The sequence below is a fragment of the Providencia sp. PROV150 genome (genome assembly GCF_028481025.1).
Lineage (GTDB): Bacteria > Pseudomonadota > Gammaproteobacteria > Enterobacterales > Enterobacteriaceae > Providencia > Providencia hangzhouensis.
Window position 1 is genome coordinate 309,856 of record NZ_JAMPPJ010000001.1, and the last position, 26,834, is coordinate 336,689.

At 40.2% G+C, this 26,834-nt stretch carries 21 protein-coding genes and 3 tRNA genes; 12 read left to right on the plus strand and 12 right to left on the minus strand.

Features of this window, described 5'->3' with window-relative positions:
* Positions 1-11: 11 nt before the first annotated feature.
* Positions 12-845 (minus strand): posphoenolpyruvate synthetase regulatory kinase/phosphorylase PpsR, encoded by an 834-nt coding sequence (gene ppsR, locus PSE83_RS01485; RefSeq protein ID WP_164565710.1) that lies wholly within the window; start codon positions 843-845, stop codon positions 12-14.
* Positions 846-1,136: 291 nt separating this feature from the next.
* Here ppsR and ppsA point away from each other — a divergent pair, with 291 nt between their 5' ends.
* Positions 1,137-3,515 (plus strand): phosphoenolpyruvate synthase, encoded by a 2,379-nt coding sequence (gene ppsA / locus PSE83_RS01490; RefSeq protein WP_004263765.1) that lies wholly within the window; start codon positions 1,137-1,139, stop codon positions 3,513-3,515.
* A gap of 707 nt (positions 3,516-4,222) precedes the next feature.
* Here the strand turns inward: ppsA and ydiK are convergent.
* Positions 4,223-5,338 carry an AI-2E family transporter YdiK gene (gene ydiK / locus PSE83_RS01495; RefSeq protein ID WP_004263767.1) on the minus strand — a complete coding sequence of 372 codons (1,116 nt, stop codon included), beginning with the start codon at positions 5,336-5,338 and terminating at the stop codon, positions 4,223-4,225.
* Between the two features lie 256 nt (positions 5,339-5,594).
* On the opposite strand from ydiK, the gene ydiJ reads away from it, so the two are divergent.
* The 9 genes from ydiJ to PSE83_RS01540 all read left to right on the plus strand — a co-directional run bounded on the left by ydiJ (position 5,595) and on the right by PSE83_RS01540 (position 16,420).
* Positions 5,595-8,648, plus strand: coding sequence for a D-2-hydroxyglutarate dehydrogenase YdiJ (gene ydiJ, locus PSE83_RS01500; protein WP_004263769.1), 3,054 nt, complete (start codon positions 5,595-5,597; stop codon positions 8,646-8,648).
* Positions 8,648-9,064 carry a 1,4-dihydroxy-2-naphthoyl-CoA hydrolase gene (gene menI / locus PSE83_RS01505; RefSeq protein ID WP_094961759.1) on the plus strand — a complete coding sequence of 139 codons (417 nt, stop codon included), beginning with the start codon at positions 8,648-8,650 and terminating at the stop codon, positions 9,062-9,064. Before ydiJ ends, menI begins: the two co-directional genes overlap by 1 nt.
* A gap of 410 nt (positions 9,065-9,474) precedes the next feature.
* Positions 9,475-9,843: a Fe-S cluster assembly scaffold SufA gene (gene sufA / locus PSE83_RS01510; RefSeq protein ID WP_172767281.1), complete on the plus strand. Its 369-nt coding sequence runs from the start codon at positions 9,475-9,477 to the stop codon at positions 9,841-9,843.
* Between the two features lie 16 nt (positions 9,844-9,859).
* Positions 9,860-11,359, plus strand: a complete 1,500-nt coding sequence (sufB, locus tag PSE83_RS01515; protein ID WP_004263774.1) for a Fe-S cluster assembly protein SufB — start codon at positions 9,860-9,862, stop codon at positions 11,357-11,359.
* A 45-nt stretch (positions 11,360-11,404) separates the two neighbouring features.
* Positions 11,405-12,151 (plus strand): Fe-S cluster assembly ATPase SufC, encoded by a 747-nt coding sequence (gene sufC, locus PSE83_RS01520; protein WP_004263776.1) that lies wholly within the window; start codon positions 11,405-11,407, stop codon positions 12,149-12,151.
* Positions 12,126-13,433, plus strand: a complete 1,308-nt coding sequence (gene sufD / locus PSE83_RS01525) for a Fe-S cluster assembly protein SufD (RefSeq protein ID WP_004263779.1) — start codon at positions 12,126-12,128, stop codon at positions 13,431-13,433. The genes sufC and sufD overlap by 26 nt, the downstream gene beginning before the upstream one ends.
* A 5-nt stretch (positions 13,434-13,438) precedes the next feature.
* The gene (gene sufS, locus PSE83_RS01530; protein WP_004263781.1) at positions 13,439-14,677 is read left to right on the plus strand and encodes a cysteine desulfurase SufS; all 1,239 of its coding nucleotides are present in this window, start codon (positions 13,439-13,441) and stop codon (positions 14,675-14,677) included.
* 33 nt (positions 14,678-14,710) lie between these two features.
* Entirely contained in the window at positions 14,711-15,127 is a 417-nt protein-coding gene (gene sufE, locus PSE83_RS01535) for a cysteine desulfuration protein SufE (RefSeq protein ID WP_036958665.1), read from the plus strand.
* Positions 15,128-15,355: 228 nt separating this feature from the next.
* Positions 15,356-16,420, plus strand: coding sequence for a L,D-transpeptidase family protein (locus PSE83_RS01540; RefSeq protein WP_272660605.1), 1,065 nt, complete (start codon positions 15,356-15,358; stop codon positions 16,418-16,420).
* Between the two features lie 97 nt (positions 16,421-16,517).
* Here PSE83_RS01540 and PSE83_RS01545 read toward each other — a convergent pair whose 3' ends face one another.
* The 6 genes from PSE83_RS01545 to PSE83_RS01570 form a co-directional block, all read right to left on the minus strand.
* Entirely contained in the window at positions 16,518-16,754 is a 237-nt protein-coding gene (locus tag PSE83_RS01545; RefSeq protein ID WP_004263789.1) for a major outer membrane lipoprotein, read from the minus strand.
* Between the two features lie 414 nt (positions 16,755-17,168).
* Positions 17,169-18,581, minus strand: a complete 1,413-nt coding sequence (gene pykF, locus PSE83_RS01550; RefSeq protein WP_004263791.1) for a pyruvate kinase PykF — start codon at positions 18,579-18,581, stop codon at positions 17,169-17,171.
* A 418-nt stretch (positions 18,582-18,999) separates the two neighbouring features.
* Positions 19,000-19,076 (minus strand) — tRNA-Val (locus PSE83_RS01555).
* Between the two features lie 30 nt (positions 19,077-19,106).
* Positions 19,107-19,183, minus strand: a tRNA-Val gene (locus PSE83_RS01560).
* Between the two features lie 30 nt (positions 19,184-19,213).
* A tRNA-Val gene (locus PSE83_RS01565) sits at positions 19,214-19,290 on the minus strand.
* A gap of 158 nt (positions 19,291-19,448) precedes the next feature.
* Complete coding sequence (locus PSE83_RS01570; RefSeq protein WP_110591619.1) at positions 19,449-20,822, minus strand: MATE family efflux transporter; 1,374 nt, start codon at positions 20,820-20,822, stop codon at positions 19,449-19,451.
* 274 nt (positions 20,823-21,096) lie between these two features.
* Between PSE83_RS01570 and PSE83_RS01575 the strand changes: the two genes are divergently transcribed.
* Positions 21,097-21,762: a riboflavin synthase gene (locus PSE83_RS01575; RefSeq protein WP_004263802.1), complete on the plus strand. Its 666-nt coding sequence runs from the start codon at positions 21,097-21,099 to the stop codon at positions 21,760-21,762.
* 213 nt (positions 21,763-21,975) lie between these two features.
* Here the strand turns inward: PSE83_RS01575 and PSE83_RS01580 are convergent, their stop codons facing one another.
* From PSE83_RS01580 to punC, 3 genes are all read right to left on the minus strand, one after another.
* Positions 21,976-22,248 (minus strand): putative quinol monooxygenase, encoded by a 273-nt coding sequence (locus PSE83_RS01580; protein ID WP_004263806.1) that lies wholly within the window; start codon positions 22,246-22,248, stop codon positions 21,976-21,978.
* Positions 22,249-22,272: 24 nt separating this feature from the next.
* On the minus strand, positions 22,273-23,079 hold the full coding sequence (locus PSE83_RS01585) for a helix-turn-helix transcriptional regulator (RefSeq protein WP_232806352.1): 807 nt from the start codon (positions 23,077-23,079) through the stop codon (positions 22,273-22,275).
* Positions 23,080-23,347: 268 nt separating this feature from the next.
* A complete protein-coding gene (gene punC, locus PSE83_RS01590; RefSeq protein ID WP_004263814.1) occupies positions 23,348-24,574 on the minus strand; it encodes a purine nucleoside transporter PunC in 1,227 nt (408 codons plus the stop codon).
* Positions 24,575-24,696: 122 nt separating this feature from the next.
* Between punC and punR the strand changes: the two genes are divergently transcribed.
* Positions 24,697-25,602, plus strand: coding sequence for a DNA-binding transcriptional activator PunR (punR, locus tag PSE83_RS01595; protein WP_004263815.1), 906 nt, complete (start codon positions 24,697-24,699; stop codon positions 25,600-25,602).
* A gap of 9 nt (positions 25,603-25,611) precedes the next feature.
* Here the strand turns inward: punR and purR are convergent, their stop codons facing one another.
* The gene (purR, locus tag PSE83_RS01600) at positions 25,612-26,637 is read right to left on the minus strand and encodes an HTH-type transcriptional repressor PurR (RefSeq protein WP_004263819.1); all 1,026 of its coding nucleotides are present in this window, start codon (positions 26,635-26,637) and stop codon (positions 25,612-25,614) included.
* Between the last annotated feature and the right edge of the window lie 197 nt (positions 26,638-26,834).

A 26,834-nucleotide genomic window follows, 5' to 3' on the forward strand; every position in this document is an offset into this window, starting at 1 on the left:
ATTTGTATTCATTAAAAGATTCGTCTTTGTAAGCCCATGGTATCAATCACTTTTGCTGAAATTTCTTCAACAGAATAGTTAGTTGTATTTAAGTAGTTGATTTTATTTTGTCTAAATAAAGCTTCCACTTCAGCTATCTCAATACGACATTGCCTTATGGATGCATAACGGCTATTTTCACGGCGCTCTTCGCGGATAGCTGCTAGCCGTTCAGGGCTAATAGTTAAACCAAACAATTTATGTGTATATGGGCGTAATGCTGCAGGTAATTGTAAATTATCCATATCATCAGCCGTAAATGGGTAATTTGCCGCTTGGATACCAAATTGCATCGCTAAGTAGAGGCTTGTTGGCGTTTTGCCACAACGTGAAACACCAATTAGTATCACTTGAGCTTGGTCTAAATTTCGTAAAGAAATCCCATCGTCGTGAGCCAGTGTGTATTCAATAGCAGCTATACGTGCATCATATTGATTCATATTTTGCATGGATAGGCCATGGGTTCGGTTGAGTTTTGGCTCAGGTTCTAGGCCGACTTCCTTCTGAATTGGGGCGACTAGACTTTGGACGATATCTTGGCAAAAACCTGCACTCTGGATAATGATTTGCTTAACTTCAGGGGAGATAATCGAATAGAACACTAAAGGACGCAACTGGGTTTCTTCGAAGATAATATCTATTTTTTGCTTAATTTCATGTGCACGAGCTTCGCTTGTTACAAACGGCAGAGTATAAGAAATAAATGACAGAGGAAATTGAGAAAGTACGGCGTGTCCCAAAGTTTCAGCGGTTATCGCTGTTCCATCAGAAATAAAAAAAACAGTACGTTGAACTTGGCTTACCATATTATTCATTGCTCCTAATTCGCTCATCATTATTCGTCTCTATTGTATTTATCACTGGATATTGGGAAATATTATCTTTGTTTAAAGTTTAAAAATTAGTTTATAGGGGAAACTATAGCCATTTTTTGAACGATTTTTAGAACAAAAAAGTTTTCTTCAGTGATGGAACGATTCACCAGTCCATCTTCTCTTAGCGTCTGTGCTAGTCTATTTCACGAGGCGAAATTTCGCCAACGAGATTTTTTACGATTTGTACTCTGTCACTAAATTGCTATAAAAGGATCGCTTTCAATGTCCACAAATGGCCTCACTCCGTGTAATGTACTTTGGTATAACCAATTAGGGATGAATGATGTTGACCGTGTCGGGGGCAAAAATGCTTCTCTCGGTGAAATGATCACTAACTTATCTGATCTGGGAGTATCCGTACCTAACGGTTTCGCGACAACCGCACAGGCGTTTAATGATTTTCTGGAGCAGAGCGGTGTAAATCAACGCATTTATAACCTGCTAGATGAAACGGATATTGATGATGTGAACCAACTGGCTGTAGCAGGTGCTCAGATCCGTCAATGGGTGATTGATACACCATTGACGAAGGAGTTGGAACAAGATATTCGTGATGCTTTCGCACAACTGTCAGAAGGTGAAGCGGAAGCTTCATTTGCTGTCCGCTCATCGGCAACTGCTGAGGACATGCCTGACGCTTCGTTTGCAGGGCAACAGGAAACATTCCTTAACGTTCAAGGAATTGACGCTGTATTAGTTGCGATTAAACACGTTTTTGCTTCATTGTTTAATGACCGTGCGATTTCATATCGTGTTCACCAAGGTTATGACCACCGCGGTGTAGCACTGTCCGCGGGCGTTCAACGCATGGTACGTTCAGATTTAGCCTCATCGGGTGTTATGTTTACGATTGATACTGAATCGGGCTTCGACCAAGTCGTATTTATTACCTCTGCGTATGGTTTAGGTGAGATGGTGGTGCAAGGCGCCGTGAATCCAGACGAGTTTTATGTCCATAAACCAACGTTAGCCAATAACCGTCCTGCAATTGTGCGCCGTACCCTGGGCTCTAAAAAATTACAAATGGTGTACGCCAACAGTAAAGAGCACGGTAAACAAGTACAAATTGAAGATGTGCCAGAAGCACTACGCAATCGTTTCTCTTTAACTGATCTCGAAGTGGAAGAGCTTGCACGCCAAGCTATACAGATTGAAAAGCACTACGGTCGCCCAATGGATATTGAGTGGGCAAAAGATGGTCATAATGGGCGTTTGTATATTGTCCAAGCAAGGCCAGAAACCGTTCGCTCTAATCAACAAGTGATGGAGCGTTATCAATTAAAACAACAAGGACAAGTTTTAGTTGAAGGACGTGCAATCGGTCATCGTATTGGCTCTGGGGCTGTTAAAGTCATACATAACTTGAGTGAAATGGATAGAATTCAAGTGGGTGATGTACTCGTTACCGATATGACAGACCCTGATTGGGAGCCTATCATGAAAAAAGCCGCTGCGATTGTTACGAATCGTGGTGGACGTACATGCCATGCTGCGATTATCGCTCGTGAATTAGGCATTCCTGCGGTTGTGGGGTGTGGTGATGCGACTGACCGTTTGCAAGAAGGCCAAGAAGTGACAGTTTCTTGTTCAGAAGGTGATACGGGTTTTGTGTACGAAGGTAAACTGGCGTTTGAAATTCACAGTTCTGAAGTGAGTGATATGCCAAATCTAGATGTCAAAATCATGATGAATGTCGGTAACCCTGACCGTGCATTTGATTTTGCTTGCTTACCTAATGAAGGCGTGGGTCTAGCTAGACTTGAGTTTATCATCAATCGTATGATTGGTGTTCACCCAAGGGCATTACTGGAATTTGATCAGCAATCTCCTGAGTTACAAGCAGAAATTCGCCAAATGATGGCGGGCTATGATGACCCGATTGAATTTTATGTCGGTAAATTAACTGAAGGGATTTCTACTCTAGCCGCTGCTTTCTGGCCAAAACGCGTTATTGTCCGTTTATCTGACTTCAAGTCTAATGAATATGCCAACTTAGTCGGTGGGGATATTTATGAACCTGAAGAAGAAAATCCAATGTTAGGTTTCCGTGGTGCAGGGCGCTATGTATCTGACAGCTTCCGTGCCTGTTTTGCATTAGAATGTGAAGCGGTTAAACGTGTTCGCAACACTATGGGGTTAACGAATGTTGAAGTTATGATCCCATTTGTGCGGACAGTTGCACAAGCTGAGTCTGTAGTTGCTGAGCTGGCTAAACATGATTTGAAACGTGGTGAAAACGGTCTAAAAGTCATTATGATGTGCGAAATTCCATCAAATGCTTTACTGGCAGATCAATTCCTCGAACATTTCGACGGTTTCTCTATCGGTTCGAATGATATGACTCAGTTAACATTAGGTCTTGATAGGGATTCTGGTGTTGTTTCTGAGTTATTTGATGAACGAAACGATGCGGTAAAAGCCATGTTATCTATGGCTATACAGGCTGCAAAACGACAAAACAAATATGTAGGTATTTGTGGTCAAGGGCCATCCGACCATCAAGATTTTGCTCAATGGCTGGTAGATGAAGGTATTGATAGTTTATCTTTGAATCCAGATACCGTGGTACAAACATGGCTGACGATAGCTGAGAATCAATAGTTATCTCGTTTTTTAATCATCAAGGCTGAATGTGAATAACATTCAGCCTTCGCATTTATTTGATTAAAATTACCTATTACAGAAATTGATTAATACTATTATTAATAGGTTGATAGCAAACAGTTCTAAATAAATATTCATATAATACTTTTTAGGTATAAATAAAAAAAGAATATAATTACTCTTATTTTGTGTATTTAGTTTGGGCAGAAAATATACCTTAAATAGAAATAACGAAATTTATTTAATTATATAACGCTAAAGGAGTATGAAAACTGCTAGTTATGTCAAAAATTGATATTAATCAATAATTATAAAGTGATGTTCTGATTACGATATGAATAATATTCATATTAAATGAAGATAAAAAAAAAGCCTATCATGGGCTGACAGGCAAAGACTACACACAGCAATTCAGTTAAATAAAGCGACGCCTAAAAAGGGAGGGGCATAGCTTTTTATATCCATATGATTCAATAATAGAATATTAAACTATTCATATTATACAATCATTAAGAACACTCTCAATATTAATATTACTCATTGTTACTTAAAGAGAATTAATTCAATAGATTTATGTTAACATAAATTAGACTAAATACTAACGTTAGAATGTTAAATATTGTTTCTAAATATTAATGGAGCAATACTTATTAAGTTAGCAGGCATGTCTTGCTTGAACATGCCTGCTACTAATCAACTACGTACTACTTTTTAATCGAAAACTCTTCTTCTAGAAATTTTTCAGTTTCTGTTAAGTCTTCACTTGGAACTGCAACCTCATTCATCCAAGCTTTTAATAAGCTATATGAAACGGCTAATACAACAGGGCCAATAAACAAACCAATCATGCCAAATGATAAAATTCCACCAATAACACCAACAAGGATCAGAACCATTGGTAAGTCAGCCCCCATTTTAATGAGCCATGGCCGAAGAACGCCATCCATAGTGGCAACAACGGCGGCCCATATAGCAAGAATAATTCCCCATGTCGTATCACCTGTCCAAAATAGCCAAATGACGGATGGCACCATGATGAGTAGAGGCCCCAATTGCGCCACACAGCATATAAACAACAAGACAGTTAAGATGGCCGCATAACCAATACCCGACAAGGCAAGTCCAATTCCTCCGACGATGGCTTGAATTAGCGCGGTGACGACGACACCAAGGGCAACAGCTCGAATAGATTGTGCCGCTAACACGACGGCAGCATCCCCACGGATCCCTGCGAGACGGACCGCAAAGTGACGGATGCTAACCATGACAGATTCGCCTTTAAGATAGAGCAAGCCACTAAATAGCAGCATTAGCATCAAGTGAAAAACAAATCTTCCTGCGCTAATGGCCTGTGTAGCAAACCAGCCAGCAGCTTGGCCAAAATAGGGTTGAATTTTAGCAAGTAAAGCATTCCCCCCACTGGCGACTAAGCTATGCCATGCATAGTAAATTTTCTCACCCACCATTGGAATGGTATTGAGCCATTCTAAATCAGGCAATGTTAAGCTTGACGGCGATTTCGCTAAATCAATAAGTGGTGTGCTATTTTCAATGATACTGCCAATTAGAATACCCAATGGAATAACGAACAGCAGTAATATAAGAAGAACCATCACCAATGTAGCTAACCAGCGCTTATGCCATAAGCGAGCTTCCAGTCTTAATAATAGTGGCCAAGTAGCAATTACCATCATTCCAGCCCATACAAAGCCAAGAATAAATGGATTAAGTACCCAAAAGCAGGCTGCTATCATTAAAACGATGGATAATAGGCCGAAAATAAGTTTGGGAAGATCCAAGCGTTTTTGCGATTTTTCCATTAATGACTGGTCCTTTACAAATGAAAATTCTGTGTCTGTGGCAAATTTTTAGGTGAAAATAACGTAATTTTTTTTCACGGTTAAAAAAAACAATATTGTGATATGGTTCATAATGACAATGTCATCAGCGGCTGTGCTGTCTTTACAGGCTGTGAAGGTAACCCATCATAGACCTAAGACACTATTGTGCAACTTAAAATAAAGATAGTACATAACGAGTAATGCGAACACTAAACAACAAGAGTCATCGTTAATAATGATCCCGCGTATATCAGAAGCTCCTCATCTTAGTCATCTAGTTATTGAGTTCTTGCATGAGCTACAAGAACAGGGTTTTACTGGAGATAACGGCACCAGCTATGCTGAGCGTTTATCCATGGCAACAGATAATAGTATTTACCAACTATTACCCCAAGCGGTTGTATTTCCGCGTTCGAGTGCAGATGTACAAATTATCACTCGGCTTGCGGGGCAAGCGAAATTTCGTGAGCTTAGCTTTACACCTCGGGGTGGTGGGACGGGAACTAATGGGCAATCCTTAACTGAAGGGATTGTTGTGGATATGTCCCGTTATATGAATAGGATTTTAGAAATAAACCCAGAGCAAGGTTGGGTTAAAGTTGAGGCTGGGGTCATCAAAGACCAATTAAATCAATACCTCAAACCTTACGGTTATTTTTTTTCGCCGGAGCTATCTACCAGCAACCGAGCAACATTAGGTGGAATGATCAACACTGACGCATCGGGTCAAGGCTCATTAGTATATGGTAAAACCTCTGATCACGTGTTAGGCGTTAAAGCCATGGTGTTAGGTGGAGAATGCCTAGATACACGTGCTATGCCTATCGAACTCGCCCAAACGATTGCGTCAGAAGATTCAACAGTGGGGCGTATATATAAAACAGTATTAGAACGCTGTTTAGAGCAACGTCCATTAATTGAAGAAAAATTTCCCAAGTTAAATCGTTTCCTGACAGGGTATGATTTACGTCATGTATTTAATGATGAACTAACAGAATTTGACCTTACCCGTATCTTGACTGGGTCTGAAGGGTCTTTAGCCTTTATTACCGAGGCGACGCTTGATATCACACCTTTGCCAAAAGTACGCCGCTTAGTAAACGTCAAATATGACTCTTTTGAGTCCGCATTGCGTAATGCACCTTTTATGGTTGATGCAAAAGCCTTGTCTGTTGAAACAGTTGACTCGAAAGTATTGAATTTAGCGCGTGAAGATATTGTTTGGCACTCAGTTAAAGCATTGATTACTGACATTCCAAATAAGGAAATGTTGGGGCTGAATATTGTTGAGTTTAGTGGTGATGATGAAGCGGAAATTAACCAATTAACTGAAAGCCTTTGTCAGCGGCTTGATGAGTTAATGGCGAATAACCAAGCCGGCGTGATTGGTTATCAAACCTGTCATGACCTTGAAGATATTACGCGCATTTATAACATGCGTAAAAAAGCAGTTGGGCTGTTAGGGAACAGCAAGGGGGCTGCAAAGCCAATTCCGTTTGTTGAGGATACTTGTGTTCCTCCTGAGCATCTTGCTGATTATATAGTGGAATTCCGTGCATTATTAGACAGTCACAACTTGAATTATGGCATGTTTGGTCACGTGGACGCAGGGGTATTACATGTCCGTCCTGCGCTTGATATGTGTGATCCGCAGCAAGAAGTATTGATGAAACAAATTTCTGATGAAATTGTGGCATTAACCGCTAAATATGGTGGGCTTTTGTGGGGTGAACATGGGAAAGGTTTCCGTGCGCAATATAGTCCTGAATTTTTTGGCGATGTATTATACGGTGAGCTTCGGAATATTAAAGCGGCATTTGACCCCGATAACCGTTTGAATCCAGGTAAAATTTGCCCACCTGCGGGGTTGGATGCACCGATGAAGCAGGTTGATGACATCAAGCGAGGAACGTATGACCGGCAAATTCCAGTCCAAATGCGCCAAGAGTTCCGTGGTGCTATGGAGTGTAATGGCAATGGGCTGTGTTTCAATTTTGATGTAAAGAGCCCAATGTGCCCATCGATGAAGGTGAGTGGTCAACGAGTCCATTCTCCGAAAGGCCGTGCAACACTTGTTCGTGAATGGTTAAGGTTGCTAGCGGAACAAGGCGTTACACCAGAACACCTTGAAAAAGGAATTACGCACAACCAGCCTTCATTAAGAGGCTTAATCGAGAAAACCCGTAATACTTGGCGTGCGAAGCAAGGGGATTATGATTTTTCTCATGAAGTGAAAGCTTCAATGGCTGGGTGCCTCGCCTGTAAAGCCTGCTCAACACAATGCCCGATTAAAATTGATGTGCCATCATTTAGAGCTAAATTTTTAGCATTGTATCATGGGCGTTATTTGCGACCTATTCGGGACCATATTGTTGCAAACGTCGAAGCGAGTGCACCAATACTTTCCAAGGTACCTAGCGTATTTAATTTCTTTTTACGTCAACCGGTGGTGCAAAAACTGAGCCAACACACCATTGGTATGGTGGATTTACCGTTATTTTCTCAACCCACATTAAAACAAGAACTTTCAGGCCATGCCGCGGTTTCTGTTACGCTTGAACAACTTGAAAGTATGGCGGATTCACAGCGTGAAAAATATGTGCTGGTGGTTCAAGACCCTTTCACTAGCTATTACGATGCCAAAGTGGTGGCAGATTTTGTCCGCTTAATTGAAAAGTTAGGTCTTAAACCTGTATTGTTACCGTTTTCACCGAATGGAAAAGCGCAACACATCAAAGGTTTTTTAGCGAAATTTGCTAAAACAGCTCGCAAGACAGCGGACTTTTTAAATCGAGTGGCAAAATTACAGTTACCAATGGTCGGTGTTGACCCTGCACTGGTACTTTGTTATCGCGATGAATACCATGAAATTTTAGGTAAAGAACAGTGCCAATTTACGGTGATGTTGGCGCATGAGTGGTTAATGACATTGCCTGAACCACACAATGTGCAAGTGGCTTCGACACAACCATGGTATTTTTTCGGTCATTGTACGGAATCAACGGCTTTACCTAATAGTGCGAATCAATGGGCAGCGTTATTTGCTCGCTTTGGGCAAACATTAAATAATGTTAGTGTTGGCTGTTGTGGCATGGCAGGGACTTATGGGCACGAAGTGGCCAATCTTCAAAATTCAAAAGGAATTTATGATTTATCGTGGAAAGGCGCGATGTCTTCTTTGCCAAAAGATCGCTGTTTAAGTTCAGGTTATTCTTGCCGTAGCCAAGTTAAGCGAATGGAAAATGTATCGATAAAACATCCGATTCAAGCACTGTTGGAGATAGTTTAATGATTTGGAAACGTCAATTTAATTTGCAACAACTCGCTGAAATGTCAAAAACCTGCATGTTAGGGCATCTTGGCATTGAAATCACGGCAATTGGAGATGATTATTTAGAGGGAATAATGCCTGTCGATCATCGTACCAAACAGCCTTTTGGGTTATTGCATGGCGGTGCTTCTGTTGTGTTAGCCGAATCCTTGGGTTCAATTGCGGGTTATATGTGCTCGGAAGGGGAACAAAAGGTGGTCGGGTTGGAAATCAATGCAAATCATGTTCGTGCTGCTCGCTCAGGGGTTGTAAAAGGTATTTGTAAGCCTATTCATTTAGGACGTCGCCAGCAAGTGTGGAATATTGAAATTTTCAATGAACAAGGCAAATTGTGTTGTACTTCTCGCCTGACAACTGCGGTATTATTTGAATAATAACCATTCTATATATAGGGTTTTTTGGCTAATTAAATGCCAGAACACCCTATAAAACCCTTATTATTGTATGGTTATATGGCCATTCTTTCTATAAATTCATTTTTTATCAAGTTAATTAAGTTGTATAATAAATGCATCTTTATTAATTTGTGTCATTTAAGTGTATTATTTAGTACAAATTTAAATAAAAAACACAACTCTACTTATTCATTATTTATCAATGGGTTGATCTTATTTTGCTAGGTGCTTGTTTGTTTTTTAACCTGATGATGAGCAAGAAAAGAGCTAAAATAGCTATAACCTCTTAAAACAAATGGTTGAAGTCAATTAGCTAATCATTACCATAGGGTAGGCAGAGTTAATCTCCTGATAACAGGCTGAAAAGCCATAAGAAATGTGGGGTCAATATGACTGACGGTGTAGAGACATTTTCATTTGATGAAAACAATTGGCAGGGAGTTAGCCTGACACAAAGCGCTGCAAAACAAATCAAAAAATTGATGGTGCAAAACCCAAACACTAAAGGGCTTTCACTTGGCGTAAAACAGTCCGGCTGCGCGGGTTTTGGTTATGTATTTGAAATGGTCGAAAACCCAACAGAGCAACACCTGTTATTTGAACTCGATGGTGCACATCTTTATGTGCCAAAAGAAGCAATGCCATTTATTGATGGCACAGTCGTTGATTTTGTCCAAGAAGGGCTGAATCAAATTTTCAAATTCAATAACCCGAAAGCCCAACATGCCTGTGGGTGTGGTGAAAGCTTCGGCGTTTAACATGTGAAGTCAGATTATGTCACAGAGCAATGTAGAAGTTGGCGATGATGTTCAAAGCTGGCTTGATGACCAGCGTTATAAAGAAGGCTTCTTTACCGAAGTCGCGACTGATGAAATGGCGAAAGGCATCAACGAAGATGTGATCCGCGCAATTTCAGCAAAACGTAATGAGCCTGAGTGGATGCTCCAATTCCGTCTTGATGCCTTTAATCACTGGAAAGGCATGGAAGAACCTCATTGGCTTAAAGCGAATTACCCAAATCTCGATTATCAAGACTATAGCTATTATTCTGCGCCATCTTGCGGCTCATGTGATGATACCTGTGGTTCGCAATCTGGTGCAACCCAAGGCACAGGTGTAGCGGAAACCAATAATTATTTAACGGCTGAAGTTGAAGAAGCTTTTAACCAATTGGGTGTTCCTGTACGTGAAGGGAAGGCTGTTGCGGTTGACGCCATTTTTGACTCGGTCTCGGTATCTACAACTTACCGTGATGACTTAGCCAAACATGGGGTTATTTTTTGTTCGTTCAGTGAGGCTATTCAAGAGTACCCTGAACTGGTGCAGAAATATCTCGGGTCAGTCGTTTCGAGCCATGATAACTTTTTTGCGGCATTAAATGCGGCGGTAGCTTCAGATGGTACGTTTGTGTATGTACCAAAAGGCGTACATTGCCCAATGGAGCTATCAACTTATTTTAGGATCAACGCAGCCAAAACAGGCCAGTTTGAGCGTACGATTTTAATTGCCGATGAAGGTAGCTATGTCAGTTATATCGAAGGGTGTTCTGCGCCTGTTCGTGATAGCTATCAGCTCCATGCGGCGGTTGTTGAAGTGATTATTCATAAAGATGCCGAAGTTAAATATTCGACTGTCCAAAACTGGTTCTCCGGTGGAGATAGCGAAGCCGGTGGGATCCTGAACTTTGTGACTAAGCGTGCATTGTGTGAAGGTGAAAATTCAAAAATGTCATGGACGCAGTCAGAAACTGGCTCTGCCATCACATGGAAATATCCAAGCGTTATCCTTAAGGGGGATAACTCTGTCGGTGAGTTTTTCTCTGTTGCATTAACAAATGGTAATCAGCAAGCAGATACCGGAACGAAAATGATCCATATCGGGAAAAACACCCGTTCAACGATTATTTCTAAGGGTATTTCAGCAGGTAAGAGCCAAAACAGTTATCGCGGTTTAGTGAAAATTTTACCAAGTGCACATAATGCTCGTAACTTTACCCAATGTGACTCTATGTTAATTGGTACACAGTGCGGTGCACATACTTTCCCGTATGTGGAAGTTAAAAATAATACGGCACAGCTCGAACATGAAGCGACAACCTCACGTATTGGAGAAGACCAGTTATTTTACTGTTTACAACGTGGTATCAGCGAAGACGATGCGATATCAATGATTGTAAATGGTTTCTGTAAAGATGTGTTCTCGGAGCTTCCATTAGAATTTGCCGTAGAAGCACAAAAATTACTGGCAATCAGCTTAGAGCACAGTGTTGGTTGATCCTAATCGAGTTTATTTGCGCTAAGGCGCTAAAGGCATGTAAATATGTTAAGTGTTAAAGATTTACACGTGAGTGTAGAAGGTAATGAGATTTTAAAAGGGTTATCTCTGGAAGTAAAACCAGGGGAAGTTCACGCCATCATGGGCCCAAATGGCTCTGGTAAAAGTACATTATCAGCCACACTTGCTGGCCGCGAAGAGTATGAAATTGATAGCGGTGAAGTGACGTTTAAAGGTAAAGACCTGTTTGAGTTAGATCCAGAAGAGCGTGCAGGGGAAGGCGTTTTCCTCGCATTCCAATACCCTGTTGAAATTCCAGGGGTCAGTAACCAATTTTTCTTACAAACCGCCGTTAATGCGGTCAGAGAATATCGCCAGCAAGAAGCATTAGATCGTTTTGATTTCCAAGATTTTATTGAAGATAAAATCAAATTATTAGAAATGCCAGAAGATTTACTTGCTCGTTCTGTTAACGTGGGTTTTTCCGGTGGTGAGAAAAAACGTAACGATATCCTGCAGATGGCAGCTCTAGAGCCTCAATTGTGTATTCTTGATGAAACTGACTCCGGTTTAGATATTGATGCGCTGAAAATTGTGGCTAACGGTGTGAATTCATTACGTTCGCCTGAACGTTCATTTATTATCGTAACCCACTATCAACGTATTTTGGATTATGTAAAGCCTGACTTTGTCCACGTGTTATATCAAGGGAAAATCATCAAATCAGGTGATTTCAGTTTAGCGAAAAAACTGGAGGAGCAGGGTTATGGCTGGCTTATTGACCAACAGTGAAAGAGCACAAAAACGTGCTGAAGTTGCAAAGCTCAATGAGCAAGCAATGTCACGTTTTTCTGAATTGTTTGAGCAACGACACGGTGTGAATTCTCAACATGCTAAAACGCATTGGGAAATGGCAAAACAAGTTGGCTTGCCTGAGTTTCGCCATGAAGATTGGCACTATACACCACTAAATACGGTACTTGAGGCTCAGTATCGTTTTAGTGATAGCGATGTTGAAGCAAAAGACTGTGAAGCATTGGCTCTGCCGATTGACGCCTATCGCCTTGTTTTAATTGATGGGCGCTATAGTTCAGCACTAAGCTCCATTGATATGGGGCCATTCCAAGTGTCTTTGCTTGATAACCAAGACTTGCTTCCTTCGCCTGTAAATAGCGAGATTTTCTTGCATTTAACAGAAAGCTTGGCGGTACAACCGTTAGTTGTTCATCTTGCTGCAAATAAAATAGCAGAGAAACCATTGTATCTGCTGAATATTTCAACGGGTAGCAGCGATAAACAAGCTACGAATATTAGCCAGTATCGCTACCATTTAACGTTAGATGCGAACAGCAAAGCTCAAGTGATTGAGCATTATGTCAGTTTGAATGACCAAATGCACATGACGGGCAGCCGTTTAACGGTTGAAGTCGGTGATAATGCAGATTTTAGTCACTTTAAGTTAAATATTGAAAATGGTCAGGCTCAGCATTTTGCTCACAATGATATTGTTATTGGGCGCGATAGTCGGGTGAAAAGTACGAGCTTTTTACTTGGCGCATTATTAACGCGAAACCATACCAGTGCTCGCCTTGATGGTGAAAATACAGAATTTGAACTTAACAGTTTATTGCTGCCTAAAGGCAATGAAATTGCAGATACTCGTACGTATTTAGAGCACAATAAGGGTTACTGTAATAGCCGCCAACTACATAAAGTCATTGCGATGGATAGCAGTAAAGCTGTCTTTAATGGCATGATTAAAGTAGCGCCGAATGCATTAAAAACAGATGGTCAGATGACTAACAATACGTTGTTGTTAGGTGAAAAAGCTGAAATTGATACTAAACCTCAGCTTGAGATTTATGCGGACGATGTAAAGTGTGGTCACGGTGCAACGGTCGGCCGTATTGATGACGAACAACTGTTTTATCTGCGTTCAAGAGGCATTGAGGGTAAAGCAGCAAAACATATGATTATCATCGCATTTGCTGCAGAACTTACAGAATCTATTGAATCGGAAGAGTTAAAACACGCTGTGATGGCAAACATCCGCCAGCGCTTAGCGGAGGTTTAATCCCCATGCTATTCAATGTCGCTTCAGTCAGGCAGGATTTTCCTGCCTTATCTCAGTTTGTCAATAATCATCCATTAGTCTATTTGGATAGTGCAGCAAGTGCACAAAAGCCTTTTCAAGTCATTGAAAAAGAAAGTGATTTTACGTTAAATCAATATGCTGCGGTTCATCGCGGTATACATACTCTCAGCGCAAATGCTACAACAATGATGGAAGAGGTTCGTCAAAAAGCGGCCGCTTTCATTCACGCAGCTTCAAATGAAGAAATTGTGTTTGTTAAAGGCACAACGGAAGGTATTAACCTAGTAGCAAATAGTTTTGGTCGAAAGTATTTCCATGAAGGGGACAATATTGTCATCACTGAAATGGAACATCATGCGAATATTGTACCTTGGTATATGTTAGCTGAAGAAATTGGTTTTGAAATCCGAGTTATCCCAATTTCTGATGATGGTAGGCTACAGTTAGAGGTATTAAATGATGTCATTGATTCACGTACGCGATTATTGAGCTTTACACATATCTCTAATGTATTGGGAACAGTTAATCCCGTACAGGAGATAATCAAGCAAGCACGAGCAATTGCTGCTTCAAAAGGCGGTGAAATCACGGTATTGGTCGATGGTGCGCAAGGTGCAATGCATCAGCAGGTTGATGTACAAGCCTTAGACTGTGATTTCTATGTGTTTTCAGGTCACAAGCTATATGGCCCGACGGGTATTGGTATCCTTTATGGTAAAAAAGCTATTTTGGATATGATGCCACCATGGGAAGGTGGTGGGGCGATGATCCGCCAAGTCAGCCTGACCAAAGGGATCACTTTTGCTGACGCACCTTGGCGCTTTGAAGCGGGAACACCAAATGTAAGCGCAATTATTGGTTTAGGGGCGGCATTTGATTATTTAAATGCACTAAATTTATCTGATGTGTTTGCTTATGAAGCTGAAGTGATGGCTTATGCTTCTAAGAAATTGCAAGAAATACCTTCAGTTATATTATATGGCAATGACCAACGGGAAGGTGTTCTGGCTTTCAATTTAGGCAAGCACCATGCTTATGATGTTGGGTCTTTCCTTGACAGGTATGGCATTGCAATCCGTACTGGGCATCATTGTGCTTTACCATTAATGGAACATTACCAAGTTCCCGCTATGTGCCGCGCTTCTGTAGGGATATACACCACTAAAGAAGAAATCGATTCTTTATGCAATGCGTTACAGCGCATCAAAAAATTGTTAGGCTAAGCACATAAGAAACAGATGGTAAAGGAACTGAGCATGCCCGCATTACCCGATGAAAGTAAGTTATTACGTAATTTCTCTCGCTGTCAGGACTGGGAGGAGCGTTACCTCTATATGATAGAGCTAGGGGGGCGTTTACCTGAACTCTCTGAGGCACAAAGAAGCGATAATAATTTAATCGCTGGATGCCAAAGCCAAGTGTGGATTGATATGCAAAAACAAGCGGACGGTACAATTACGTTTGCAGGTGACAGCGATGCAGCCATCGTTAAAGGGCTAGTTGCCATTGTTATTATTCTTTTTCAAGGTAAAACAGCGCAACAAATATTAGCACTCGATGTGAAGTCATTTTTTGAACAATTAGCATTAGAGCAGCATTTAACACCTTCACGTACTCAAGGTTTGAATGCGATGATCCGCACAATTTTATCGCGAGCGGCACAATTAGTATAATCTTACCGAGGGAGCGTTATGCTCCCTCTCTTATATTTTACTTCTTGGGTATTATTCTTTATCCGAGCAATTCATTAAAGTCATCGTATTTAGTTATCATAAAAAGACTACTTCCATATTAATACTTAATAAAAATATTTATTTAGTATTAAAGATATGAGAGATAGTTGCTATTATGAACAATAATCATTGAATTATTGTAAGAACATTATTTTCCTTGGAGTAGGTATGAAAAGAGTTTTGACGGTGGCAAGTTTGTTTGTCATGAGCGCCTTATTGGCTCCAGCTCAAGCAAAAGAATATCCATTACCTGACAGTAACACTCGACTTATCGGGGAAAATTACACGTATATCGTACCCAATGACGGGCGTCCACTGGAAGCCATTGCCAGTGAGCACCAAATTGGGCTACTAGGCATGCTTGAAGCAAACCCTGGAACGGACCCGTATCTTCCTGAAGCTGGAAAAGAGCTTATCATTCCAGCACAAATGTTGTTACCGTCAACGCCAAGAACCGGAATTGTGATTAACTTAGCAGAGCTGCGTTTATATTATTATCCGGCGAACAGCGAAGAAGTGATTGTTTACCCTATAGGTATTGGCCAATTAGGTCGTGATACACCTGAAATGGTAACTTCAGTAAGCCAATCAATTAAAGACCCAACATGGACGCCAACGGCGAACATCCGTAAAAATTATGCTAAAGAAGGTATAACGCTTCCTGCAGTCGTTCCAGCAGGTCCTGAAAACCCAATGGGCTTGTATGCATTACGACTAGCATATGGGCGTGGTGAATATCTGATCCACGGTACTAATGCAGATTTTGGTATTGGTATGCGGGTGAGCTCTGGTTGTATTCGTTTACGTCCTGATGATATTGAAGCGTTATTCAAGACAGTACCAAAAGGAACTCGTGTCCAAGTTATTGATCAGCCTGTAAAATACTCCAAAGAAACTGATGGCAGTTATTACATTGAGGTGCATCAGCCATTATCTCGGACAAGTAATGATGACCCACAAACAATGCCAATCAAACTGACTGACGATTTCAAGCGTTTTCTGGAAAATGAAGGGGTTGATAAGGCTTTAGTAGAAAAAGAGCTAGCAAGGCGTTCTGGGATGCCTGTGCGTGTGAATAATGATCAGGGTAATAGTTTTTCAGACTCTGAAACGCAGCACGAAGGGTTAGTGCCTATTGAACCTTTTACTATTTCACAGCCACAGCCTATCTATGACCATAAAGTCAGCGCAGTGCTTCCTACTAAATATCGCTCTTCCTCTGTAGTTGAATAACTACTCCAAAATAATAAGGGCCTATTTTCATAGGCCCTCATAAATACTATTAGCTTCAAAGAAGCGCCGTTTCAACTAGACAACGACCAAATCTAACTTATTTTTTATAAGTACGAACTTGGTTGTCTAAACGTTGGTTAGCACGTGCTGCTTCTTCTTGAGCTGTCTGTACGTCAGAACGCAGAGACTGAACGTCGTTGCTCAGTTGATCAACTTTACCATTCAGAGTTTGTACGTCTGAAGAGAGTTTTTGCACTTCAGTGCTGTTAGAACAACCCGCTAGTAATGCTGAAGCTAATACGATAGAGCCCAGTACAATTTTAGTACGAATCATTATTTTACCCTCTAGATTGATTTATCTTGAAAATATAAAAAGCAAGTCACCAAACAATAGAGCTAAGACTGTTATTTACAGCTTGCTATATCCCTTTAAAACAACCTAATGAAAATTAGGGTATGGCACTTACTATGTCTTATGCTAGTACTAAATATAAAGTTTTGCTAGAAATACTTTATATTTAGTACTAGGAAAAAGAAGAAAAATTTAAATTAAGATCAATGAAGGTTGTTATTTGACCAATTTGAGTGCGTTTTATGATATTACGCTTAAATAGCAATAAGATATTTACTAGAGAAAATGAAATAAATGAATAGGTACATCAGGGCAGCACTATATGTTAAATTTAAATTAAAAAGCCGATAGATGAAGTGATCTCTATCGGCCTTTTAAAAGACAAATAAAATTTAATTACAGCACGTGAACTGAAGAGGTATTGGTTGTACCGCTTTGTACTAACGCACCGGAAACCATCACAACAGCATCACCAGGAGCCGCTAATCCACTTTCTAGAGCTGCGCGTTTACCTTCACGATAAAAGTCATCTGTAGATGTAAATCCGCCAACTATCATTGGGATCACACCTTTTACTAACAATAACTGACGTGCAGTTTCTTCATTAGTCGTTAACGCGAGGATTGGTGCAGTAGGGAAATATTTACGAACAGACTTAGCAGACTTACCGCCGTAGGTTGCTACAACGATTAGTGGAACATCTAATTTTTCAGACATTTCCACTGCACCACGACATACAGCCTCAGTGACACGTAAGCGTTGGCTTGGTTTTTGATTATCGATACGAGTTTGCATGATGCGGTCAGTACGCTCACAGATAGTCGCCATAATAGTTACGGCTTCTACAGGGTATTTACCTTTCGCACTTTCACCTGAAAGCATAACTGCATCAGTACCATCCAAAATAGCATTGGCTACGTCACCCGCTTCTGCACGAGTAGGGCGTGGGTTTTTGATCATTGAATCTAACATTTGTGTAGCAGTAATCACGACTTTACGCGCAGCAACACATTTTTCAATCATCATTTTTTGGGCGAAAATAACTTCTTCAACCGGGATTTCGACCCCTAAGTCACCGCGAGCAACCATGATGCCGTCAGAGGCTTCTAAAATCTCATCAAAATTATTCAAACCTTCTTGGTTTTCAATTTTAGAAATGATTTGGATGTTCTCACCACCATGTTTTTTCAGGTGAGCTCGAATTTCTTCGACATCTGAGCGTTTACGAATAAATGAAGCAGCAACAAAATCAACACCTTGTTGGCAACCAAAAACTAAATCTTCTTTATCTTTCTCTGCTAATGCAGGTAAGCCAATAGAAACGCCTGGCAGGTTAACCCCTTTTTTCTCTCCGAGGTCACCGTTATTTAAAACTTCACAAACGACTTCAGTTGCAGTGACATTAGTCACTTTCATGCCAATTAAGCCATCATCAACTAATACGGTATTGCCAACTTTTAAATCTGAAGTTAAGCCTGCGTAGGTCACGGCAACTTTATCTTTATTGCCTACAACAGAGGTATCGGTAGTAAATGTAAAAGTTTGACCCGCAACGAGTGAAACATCGTTACCACCTTCCAATTTCATGGTGCGAATTTCAGGGCCTTTGGTATCTAACAGAATAGCTGCTTGTTTGCCGGTTTTGGCACAAACAGAACGAAGGTTTTTGATTCGTTGACCATGTTCTTCATAGTCACCGTGAGAAAAGTTGAGGCGCATGACATTCATGCCAGCATCAAGAAGTTGAGTCAGTTTTTCTTCTGATTCGGTTTTTGGACCGATAGTACAAACAATTTTGGTTTTTTTCATGGCAGTCTATCTAATGTTATAAAGGAAATCGGTATTGTCGCCGATGCTTAGTACATTTTATAAATCGTACGCATGGTAAATTTTGTTGCGCAACTCATTTATAAGAATAGGCGACAGTCTGGTGTTTAATGCATTATTACACTTAAATTTGTCACATTTTGTTTCTTATTATAGTGTAGATGACAAATTCAATTAAAGCTAACGTATTGATTTACTACTGGTGAAACCTTTCAGCCAGCGTGAGTATTATAGACAACAAAAAACTGTGAGACAAATCAAATTTTACTAAATTGAGAGAAGAGACCATTCAGATCAAAAATTCATTTAAAATTAAGGAAGTTAATTTGTTGCGCAACAAATTAAGGGAATAATAATAGACAATCAAGAGAAATTTTAGGTAGCAGGGAGATAAATAAAATGGTGCGTCCGAGTAGACTCGAACTACCGACCCCCACCATGTCAAGGTGGTGCTCTAACCAACTGAGCTACGGACGCACTGGAAAATTTGATTGTGTTAATTTGAAATGGTGCGTCCGAGTAGACTCGAACTACCGACCCCCACCATGTCAAGGTGGTGCTCTAACCAACTGAGCTACGGACGCGCTGAAAATTAACATTGTGTTCACTAGAAATGGTGCGTCCGAGTAGACTCGAACTACCGACCCCCACCATGTCAAGGTGGTGCTCTAACCAACTGAGCTACGGACGCATCTAAAAGATATCTAGGTGACAACGGGGATGAATATTAACGTTATGAAGTTCATCTGGCAAGGGGAAAATGTATTTTCGCGATAGTTTGTTCGTATTTAAAACTATCTGGCGCGAAATACATCTTCTCCCATAATAAAAAGCTTAAAAAACCGTCAATTAGCGAGCTGAGCGAAGTAAAACAACATCTTCTGTTTGCTTATGGATCCATATAATTCGTGTTGCCATTCCTATTGCAGCGGCACTTAAACCAATAATAAAGCCAATCCAGAAGCCTTTAGGCCCCATAGCTGGTACGATGAAATCAGTTAACGCTAAAATATAACCAGAAGGCAAGCCAAGTAACCAATATGCAGTGAAGGTAATAAAGAAAATGGAACGCGTATCTTTATAACCACGTAAAATTCCGGCACCAATAACTTGCACAGAATCTGACAGCTGATAAATAGCTGCGTATAACATTAAGCTGCTTGCTAAAACAACGACCTCTGGGTTTTTGTTATACATCATTGCAATCGGCTCACGGAAAACGGCGGTGAGAACTGCAGTAAAACAAGCGACCATTAAGCCAACAGTAATACCAGTATAAGATGAAACTTTAGCAGCTTCAGTCGATTTCTGCCCTAAGTTATAACCTACGCGAATGGTTGCTGCTATTCCTAATGATAATGGGAACATAAACATCACAGAACTGAAATTCAACGCAACTTGGTGACCAGCTACTGCAACAACCCCTAATGGGGCGACTAGCAGTGCAACGACAGCAAATAAAGTGACTTCAAAGAAAAGTGCCAGACCAATAGGCGTACCTAACACGATAATTCGCTTTAAGATTAATGGATTTGGCGATGTGAAAGAGAGTGTAGGGCGAATATCACGCTGCGCAGTAGCACGTTTCACATACCATCTCATCATCAGACACATAGCCCAATACACTGATGCAGTGGCGACACCACAACCCACACCACCTAAAGCAGGTGCACCAAAGTGACCATAAATAAAGATATAGTTAATAGGAATATTAATCATTAGGCCAAGAAAACCAATCACCATCCCCGGCTTGGTTTTTGAAAGCCCTTCACATTGGCTACGATATACTTGGTAAAATAAGTAGCCTGGAGCTCCCCACATAATGGCATGTAAAAAACGGACAGATTTATCTGCCAATTCTTTATCAATATGGGGCATATTGCTAATAATAAGCTGACTGTTATAAAGAAGGCACATAATGCCTAAGGCTAAAAGTAGCGCTAACCATAGACCTTGTTGAATTTGGTCGCCTATTAGGTTGCGACGGCCTGACCCATTCATTTGTGCAACGATTGGGGTTAATGCCATCAAAATTCCTTGGCCAAAAAGAATAGCTGGCAGCCAGATGGAAAACCCAACTGCAACTGCGGACATCTCAATTTCACTAACACTTCCAGCCATAACCGTATCCACAAACCCCATTGCAGTTTGTGAAAATTGAGCTAAAACGATAGGAATACCAAGTGCCAACAAGCTACGCGCTTCTGTAAAATATTTCTGCACGCATACACCTTTGTAATAAAAGCAAGTAAGAGAAAAAACTAGAAAAATAAATGAGTTACTAAAAACACATCGATTGCTAAAAACCGCTTATTCTATCCCGTTTCTAAATGGATTCCAATAATGATATGGTAACAAACTATAAAAGAGCATTTTAGAACCTAATATATTGCTACATACTAGGTTTATTATCGTTTTGTTTATCACTCAAATAGGATAGATCTCTAACAATTCTGATGTAAACTGAGCCTATTAATCCACTACACTGAGAATCATTATGTTTACAGGCATTGTTCAAGCGACTGCTCCTATTGTTGAAATTACAGAAAGGGCCAACTTTCGAACTCATGTAATGAAATTTACCCCAGAATTACTTATAGGTTTAGAAACAGGGGCTTCCGTTGCACATAATGGTTGTTGTTTGACGGTAACAAAGATTGATGGTGAAAGAGTTAGTTTTGATCTAATTAAAGAAACCCTGAGATTAACTAACTTGGGGGAATTACAAGAAGGTGATGTTGTTAATATCGAACGGGCTGCAAAATATGGTGACGAAATCGGTGGCCATGTTGTTTCAGGTCATATTATGACAACAGCTGAAATTAGTAAGATCTTCACATCTGAAGATAACCACCAGATTTGGTTATCAATTCGTGATAAATCTTTGATGAAATATATTTTGCATAAAGGCTTTGTCGCGATTGACGGTATCAGTTTAACGGTCGGAGATGTAATCAACAATCGGTTCTGCGTACATCTCATCCCTGAAACATTAGAGAGAACAACATTAGGTAAAAAACGGTTGGGTGATAAAATCAATATTGAGATAGACCCTCAAACTCAGGCTATTGTTGATACCGTTGAGCGTGTTTTAAATCAAAAAGAACAAGAAAAATTACTACAGCAAGCAGAAGAGATGGCGGACATAGCGAAAACAGAGTAAACAGACGTAAAAGGTGATAACCGCGTTATTTACTTTAAAGAAAAATAGCAGAAGAAACAGCCAAGTAGGCTATAGCTATAATGATTTATGCTATAGCCTAAATAAAATATGGTTAGTCTTTGTTTATTGAATGTCTGTCATGAAGTTCTATTAAATAATGAAAATTAACATTATCAAAAAATATGACTAGTTCCGGTTTTCAATATTAATAGATCATTTTTCACTGAAGTTGACAGAGAAGCTGGCGTTATCACGTTCAATTGCTTCAACTAATCGCCTGAAATGCGGACTATTTTTATGCATCTCTAATGCTTGAGTGTCTTCCCATTCCTCAAAAACAATATAACCATTTTCTTTAGCCATAAGATCATATTGAATGCATCCTTTCTCTCGGCGGCTCAGTTTTGCTAAGTCGCGAACGATTTCTTTCGTTAAATACCCATCTGTCCTTTCTGTTGTAATTTGGGCATACACAACAATACTCATTCCGTTCTCCTTATGTATTAAGAACTATCTTAATGGGTACTTAGTTTTTGTATTGTAAAAAAGCGAATAACTCGATTTTAAAAATGCCGACGGCGTCATAGTAAAGTATCTTTTAAAATCACGGTAAAAGTGGGATTGATCATAATACCCTGTTTCAAACCAACGGTAGGTGTCTTGTTCTACTACCATACTTTTTAAAACATGTTCTAAGCGGCAATTGATCTGGTACCTTTTTGGTGTAATGCCGTATTCTTTCAAAAACTCTTTTTGAATGACTCGGACGTGTAATCCTGTCTCTTCAGCAATTTCTGTGATTTTTTTGGTTGGATTTCGATACAGTAATTCTAAAACTTCATCAATGAAGTGAGGCTTTTTCTTAGCTTTAGTCCTATTAAAGCAATCTAACAACTCTTTAAATGAAGAATTAGCTAAAGCTTCAAACCAGCGGTCTTTCCATATCTCATTTAGTGCGATTGGGGTGTCAGTATAGTTTAATGTTCTTTGAGGCAGTAGAAAACGTAAGGCATCATGACGAATACGTAATACCATTACTTTTGAATGATTAGGGCTAGCAGTAAATGTATTAACCCTAGGAATAATCAGCTGGTAAGGGTCTGTTATTGAATCGTTATCAGTTGTCATGCGAAATGCATCTGATGAAACCCAGATTTCAGCACCTGTTCCAGGGAAAATTTTAATTGCTTCTGTAAACTCTTTGATTATCAAAATAGAACTAACAAAGGATTTTAATTCATCTGGTGGATAGTACTGTTTTAACATCATTCTTGAGCACTCATTATTTAATGTCGCAATGATAACGTTTTTTAACAAGAAAATTAACCATGAAATATCTATATCTTAGTAGATGACAAAATTAAAACTTTAATTTTTAGTGAAATCCGCTTTGAATTAAGAAAATTGATGAGAAAGGTAAGGTTTTACCAGCCAAGAATAATCGGCTATTGGTTATATAGCAAAATACTGAACATATATTACCGTATGGTCACTAGTGCTATACACTGAAGGAAATTTTTATGAATTTGCTAAAATAAAAATCATGCCGATAAGATTCGGCATGATTGAGTCGGTAAGCTATACTTTATGAATTCGTTTGGCAATCAACCTGCTTAATAGTTTGGTTATTTTTGCTTGCACAGCGTTGCATAAAATAGCCAATGGCCATTGGAATGATCGTTACTGCCATCACCCCAGTTGTTGCTAACAATGGGTCGAAAGTAAGAGCAGAAACAAGTAGACTGGCTAAAAAACATAAACCTAGTTGTAAGGCATTTTGTAATGCGGCAGCTTTACCACTGGCGCTAGGAAATGCATTTAGTGCTTTGGATACTGCAATTGGGTAAGAGGCTCCGTTCATAGCTGCCATAAAGCAGAATGGGATCAAGATCATAGTTAATGATGGTGTGGTATAAATAGCCATGATGAATAAAATAGACATGCTTACCGCATAACCAACAAGTAACAATGGAAATATTGTTTCTGCTCGGACTTTTGCTAATAAAATACGGCAGCCATACCCACCAATAATAAAGGCTAAAGTTTGTGGAATATAACTCAAACCGATATCCGCAGGGTTGAAACCCATATTACGTAAGATAAAAGGCGAGCCGGTTAGCCAAGCGAAAAAACCCGCACTGCATGAAGCGTAAACGAGCACATTACCGCTGAAAACTGGCGAACTGAGTAAGTTTGAGAAAGAAATCTTAGCTTGTGGTTGGCTGTCATCAATTATTGTTTTAACTGAAACATTTTTCAAAAAGAGTGTTGGCAATAAAAGTAATATACCCACAGCCATTAGGATCAGGAAAATTGCTTCCCATGTTTGGTGTTCTAGTACCCATGCTCCTAATAATGGTGCTAAAGCAGGGGATAGCGCAACTAACGGCATAATAGAAGCAAAAACTTTTTGGGTATTTGCTTCATCATAGCGGTCGATAACAAGAGCTTGCCATAAAACTGCAGCGGAGCAGACACCAACAGCCTGTAAAAATCGTAGTGTTAATAACTGTGTTGCGGTTTCCACCCAATAAATAGCTAAGCTACTGATAATGAAAATAGTTAAGCCCACAATGAGCACAGGCTTACGGCCAAGTTTGTCTGACAATGGCCCCCATAACAATTGAGCGAAGGCAAAACCGGCTAAAAATATACTGAGAGAAGCACTGATAGCGCCTTCTGATGTATGCAGGGTGTCTTGCATAGCACCGAATGCAGGTAAATACATATCAATAGCTAAAAACCCCAGCATGCTAAGTCCTGCAAGGTAAACCATAAATCCAGGGGAATTTTTTTTCACAGTATTCGACATAATTATTACTTATCTGATATTTAAAAAAATGTTAATGATGATGCCATTGTATAGGCTATTTTTTTAGGTTGTGAAACGGTAATATTTGGATCTTGCTATCAAAATTTTTGAAAGGAGAGGTTATGTGGTCTGCGCATGCACTAGAAGTGATTGATGCTGTTGCCCGAACTGGGAGCTTTAGTGGTGCTGCTGAAGAGTTACACCGTGTACCTTCTGCAATCAGTTATACCGTCAAGCAAGTTGAAGAATGGCTTGCGGTTCCGCTATTTGAGCGTCGACATCGCGATGTTGTTCTAACAGAAGCTGGAACGATATTTATTAAGGAAAGTCGTTCTGTTATCAAAAAAATGACAGATACAAGGCATCAATGCCAGCAGGTTGCTAATGGTTGGCGGGGGCAATTTAGTATTGCTGTTGATTGCATTGTAAAACCACAGAGAGCAGAGCAATTGATACTGGATTTCTATCGTCACTTTCCAGATATTGAACTTTTCATTCATCCTGAGGTATTTAATGGTGTTTGGGATGCACTTGCTGATGGGCGTGTAGATGTTGCTATTGGAGCTACTCGAGCCTCACCGATTGGTGAAAGATATAGTTTCCGTGATATGGGTTTTATGTCATGGATGTGTGTGGCGAGCCCTAAACACCCATTAGCGAATATAAGCGGCAAGCTAACAGACGACCAAATGCGCGAGTTTCCAAGTTTATGTCTCGAAGACACTTCTCGTAATCTACCAAAACGTGATACATGGGCTCTTGATAATCAACGTCGTCTTGTCGTACCTTCTTGGGAAAATGGTCTAGCTTGTTTGGTTAACGGGTTGTGTGTCGGAATGGTGCCAGAGCATCGTGCGGCTTCGTTTTGCGAAAAAGGCTTATTAGTTGAACTAGCATTAGCACAGCCATTTCCACCCAGTCCTTGTTGTCTAACTTGGGTGGAAAATAATACATCACCAGCGTTGAATTGGTTATTGGATTACCTTGGCGATAACGAAACGCTCAATGCCGAGTGGCTTTCAAACTAATTATGCGTATTATCGACGATAATCGATAAATGGGCCGTCAGCAACGGAACGGCGTTCTACAAGGCGAGGGTGGACTTCAATTGTTTGAGCATCTTCGCGCTTATTTACAATACGATCGAGCAGCATTGTGAAAGCCATTTGGCCTAAACGCTCTTTTGGTTGGTGAATTGTGGTCAATGCCGGGGTAAAATAGCGCGCATTTCGCACGTTATCATAGCCAATGATTGAAATGTCTTGTGGGACACGCAATCCCATCTCATCAGCGGCGCAAATTGCCCCCATTGCCATAATATCACCGCCACAGAAAACGGCAGTAGGGCGTTGCTTATGGCTTAAAATTTGCATCATTGCCTTATAGCCAGATTCTGGCTCGAAGTCCCCTTGAACAATCCATTCATCTTTTATGGTGATTTTGGCCTCTTCCATCGCTTTTTTAAAGCCAGTTAATCGACCAATACCCGTATTTCTTTCAAGAGAGCCAGGGATGGCTCCGATGTCACGATGCCCTCTATCAATCAAATAACGTCCTGCAAGATAGCCACCGTGGAATGAGTTATCAATAATACTATCGGTAAAATCGCCACGGGAAGTTCCCCAGTCCATCACTACCATTGGGATATTGCGGTAATCTTCCAGCATACTGATTAAGGGGTCAGGATATTCGGAGCACATTACGAGTAAACCATCAACACGCTTTTGTGCCAGCATCTGCAAATACGCTTTTTGTTTTCCCAAATTATTATGAGAATTACAAAGGATTAGCGTATAACCTTTTTCATAACAGCTATTTTCAACTGATTCAATTACCTCTGCGAAGTAAGGAGCTTCACATGAGGTTGCCAACAACCCAATCGACTTTGTGTTGTTAACTTTTAGACTACGGGCAACCGCACTTGGCGAATAATTGAGCTCTTTAATTGCAGCCCAAACCGCAGCTTTAGTGTCATCAGCTACAAAGCGCGTTTTATTAATAACATGGGATACGGTTGTGGTAGATACGCCAGCGCGTTTCGCCACATCTTTAATCGTTGCCATGGGGGAAAAAAACTCCTGACCAATAACCGGTCTCTATAAGAATTCTTGTTAAAAAATTACCTGCATATTGATGCATTGATCCTTTGCTGGCAATAATTTAGCGATTTGTTGTCGATTTTGTCTGATCTAGCGCAAAAACGAAAGAAATAATTGATGTTATAACATGTGATATAGACACTAGTTTTACTTTTTTAGAT

Bases quoted from the DNA above. Each gene is read 5' to 3' on its own strand.
- sufE (WP_036958665.1), top strand. From the start codon at position 14,711: ATGCCCGCATTACCCGATGAAAGTAAGTTATTACGTAATTTCTCTCGC.
- ppsA (WP_004263765.1), top strand. From the start codon at position 1,137: ATGTCCACAAATGGCCTCACTCCGTGTAATGTACTTTGGTATAACCAA.
- sufS (WP_004263781.1), top strand. From the start codon at position 13,439: ATGCTATTCAATGTCGCTTCAGTCAGGCAGGATTTTCCTGCCTTATCT.
- ydiK (WP_004263767.1), bottom strand. From the start codon at position 5,338: ATGGAAAAATCGCAAAAACGCTTGGATCTTCCCAAACTTATTTTCGGC.
- PSE83_RS01545 (WP_004263789.1), bottom strand. From the start codon at position 16,754: ATGATTCGTACTAAAATTGTACTGGGCTCTATCGTATTAGCTTCAGCA.
- PSE83_RS01540 (WP_272660605.1), top strand. From the start codon at position 15,356: ATGAAAAGAGTTTTGACGGTGGCAAGTTTGTTTGTCATGAGCGCCTTA.
- sufA (WP_172767281.1), top strand. From the start codon at position 9,475: ATGACTGACGGTGTAGAGACATTTTCATTTGATGAAAACAATTGGCAG.
- purR (WP_004263819.1), bottom strand. From the start codon at position 26,637: ATGGCAACGATTAAAGATGTGGCGAAACGCGCTGGCGTATCTACCACA.
- PSE83_RS01580 (WP_004263806.1), bottom strand. From the start codon at position 22,248: ATGAGTATTGTTGTGTATGCCCAAATTACAACAGAAAGGACAGATGGG.
- sufD (WP_004263779.1), top strand. From the start codon at position 12,126: ATGGCTGGCTTATTGACCAACAGTGAAAGAGCACAAAAACGTGCTGAA.
- PSE83_RS01575 (WP_004263802.1), top strand. From the start codon at position 21,097: ATGTTTACAGGCATTGTTCAAGCGACTGCTCCTATTGTTGAAATTACA.
- ydiJ (WP_004263769.1), top strand. From the start codon at position 5,595: ATGATCCCGCGTATATCAGAAGCTCCTCATCTTAGTCATCTAGTTATT.
- sufC (WP_004263776.1), top strand. From the start codon at position 11,405: ATGTTAAGTGTTAAAGATTTACACGTGAGTGTAGAAGGTAATGAGATT.
- ppsR (WP_164565710.1), bottom strand. From the start codon at position 845: ATGGTAAGCCAAGTTCAACGTACTGTTTTTTTTATTTCTGATGGAACA.
- pykF (WP_004263791.1), bottom strand. From the start codon at position 18,581: ATGAAAAAAACCAAAATTGTTTGTACTATCGGTCCAAAAACCGAATCA.
- punC (WP_004263814.1), bottom strand. From the start codon at position 24,574: ATGTCGAATACTGTGAAAAAAAATTCCCCTGGATTTATGGTTTACCTT.
- menI (WP_094961759.1), top strand. From the start codon at position 8,648: ATGATTTGGAAACGTCAATTTAATTTGCAACAACTCGCTGAAATGTCA.
- punR (WP_004263815.1), top strand. From the start codon at position 24,697: ATGTGGTCTGCGCATGCACTAGAAGTGATTGATGCTGTTGCCCGAACT.
- sufB (WP_004263774.1), top strand. From the start codon at position 9,860: ATGTCACAGAGCAATGTAGAAGTTGGCGATGATGTTCAAAGCTGGCTT.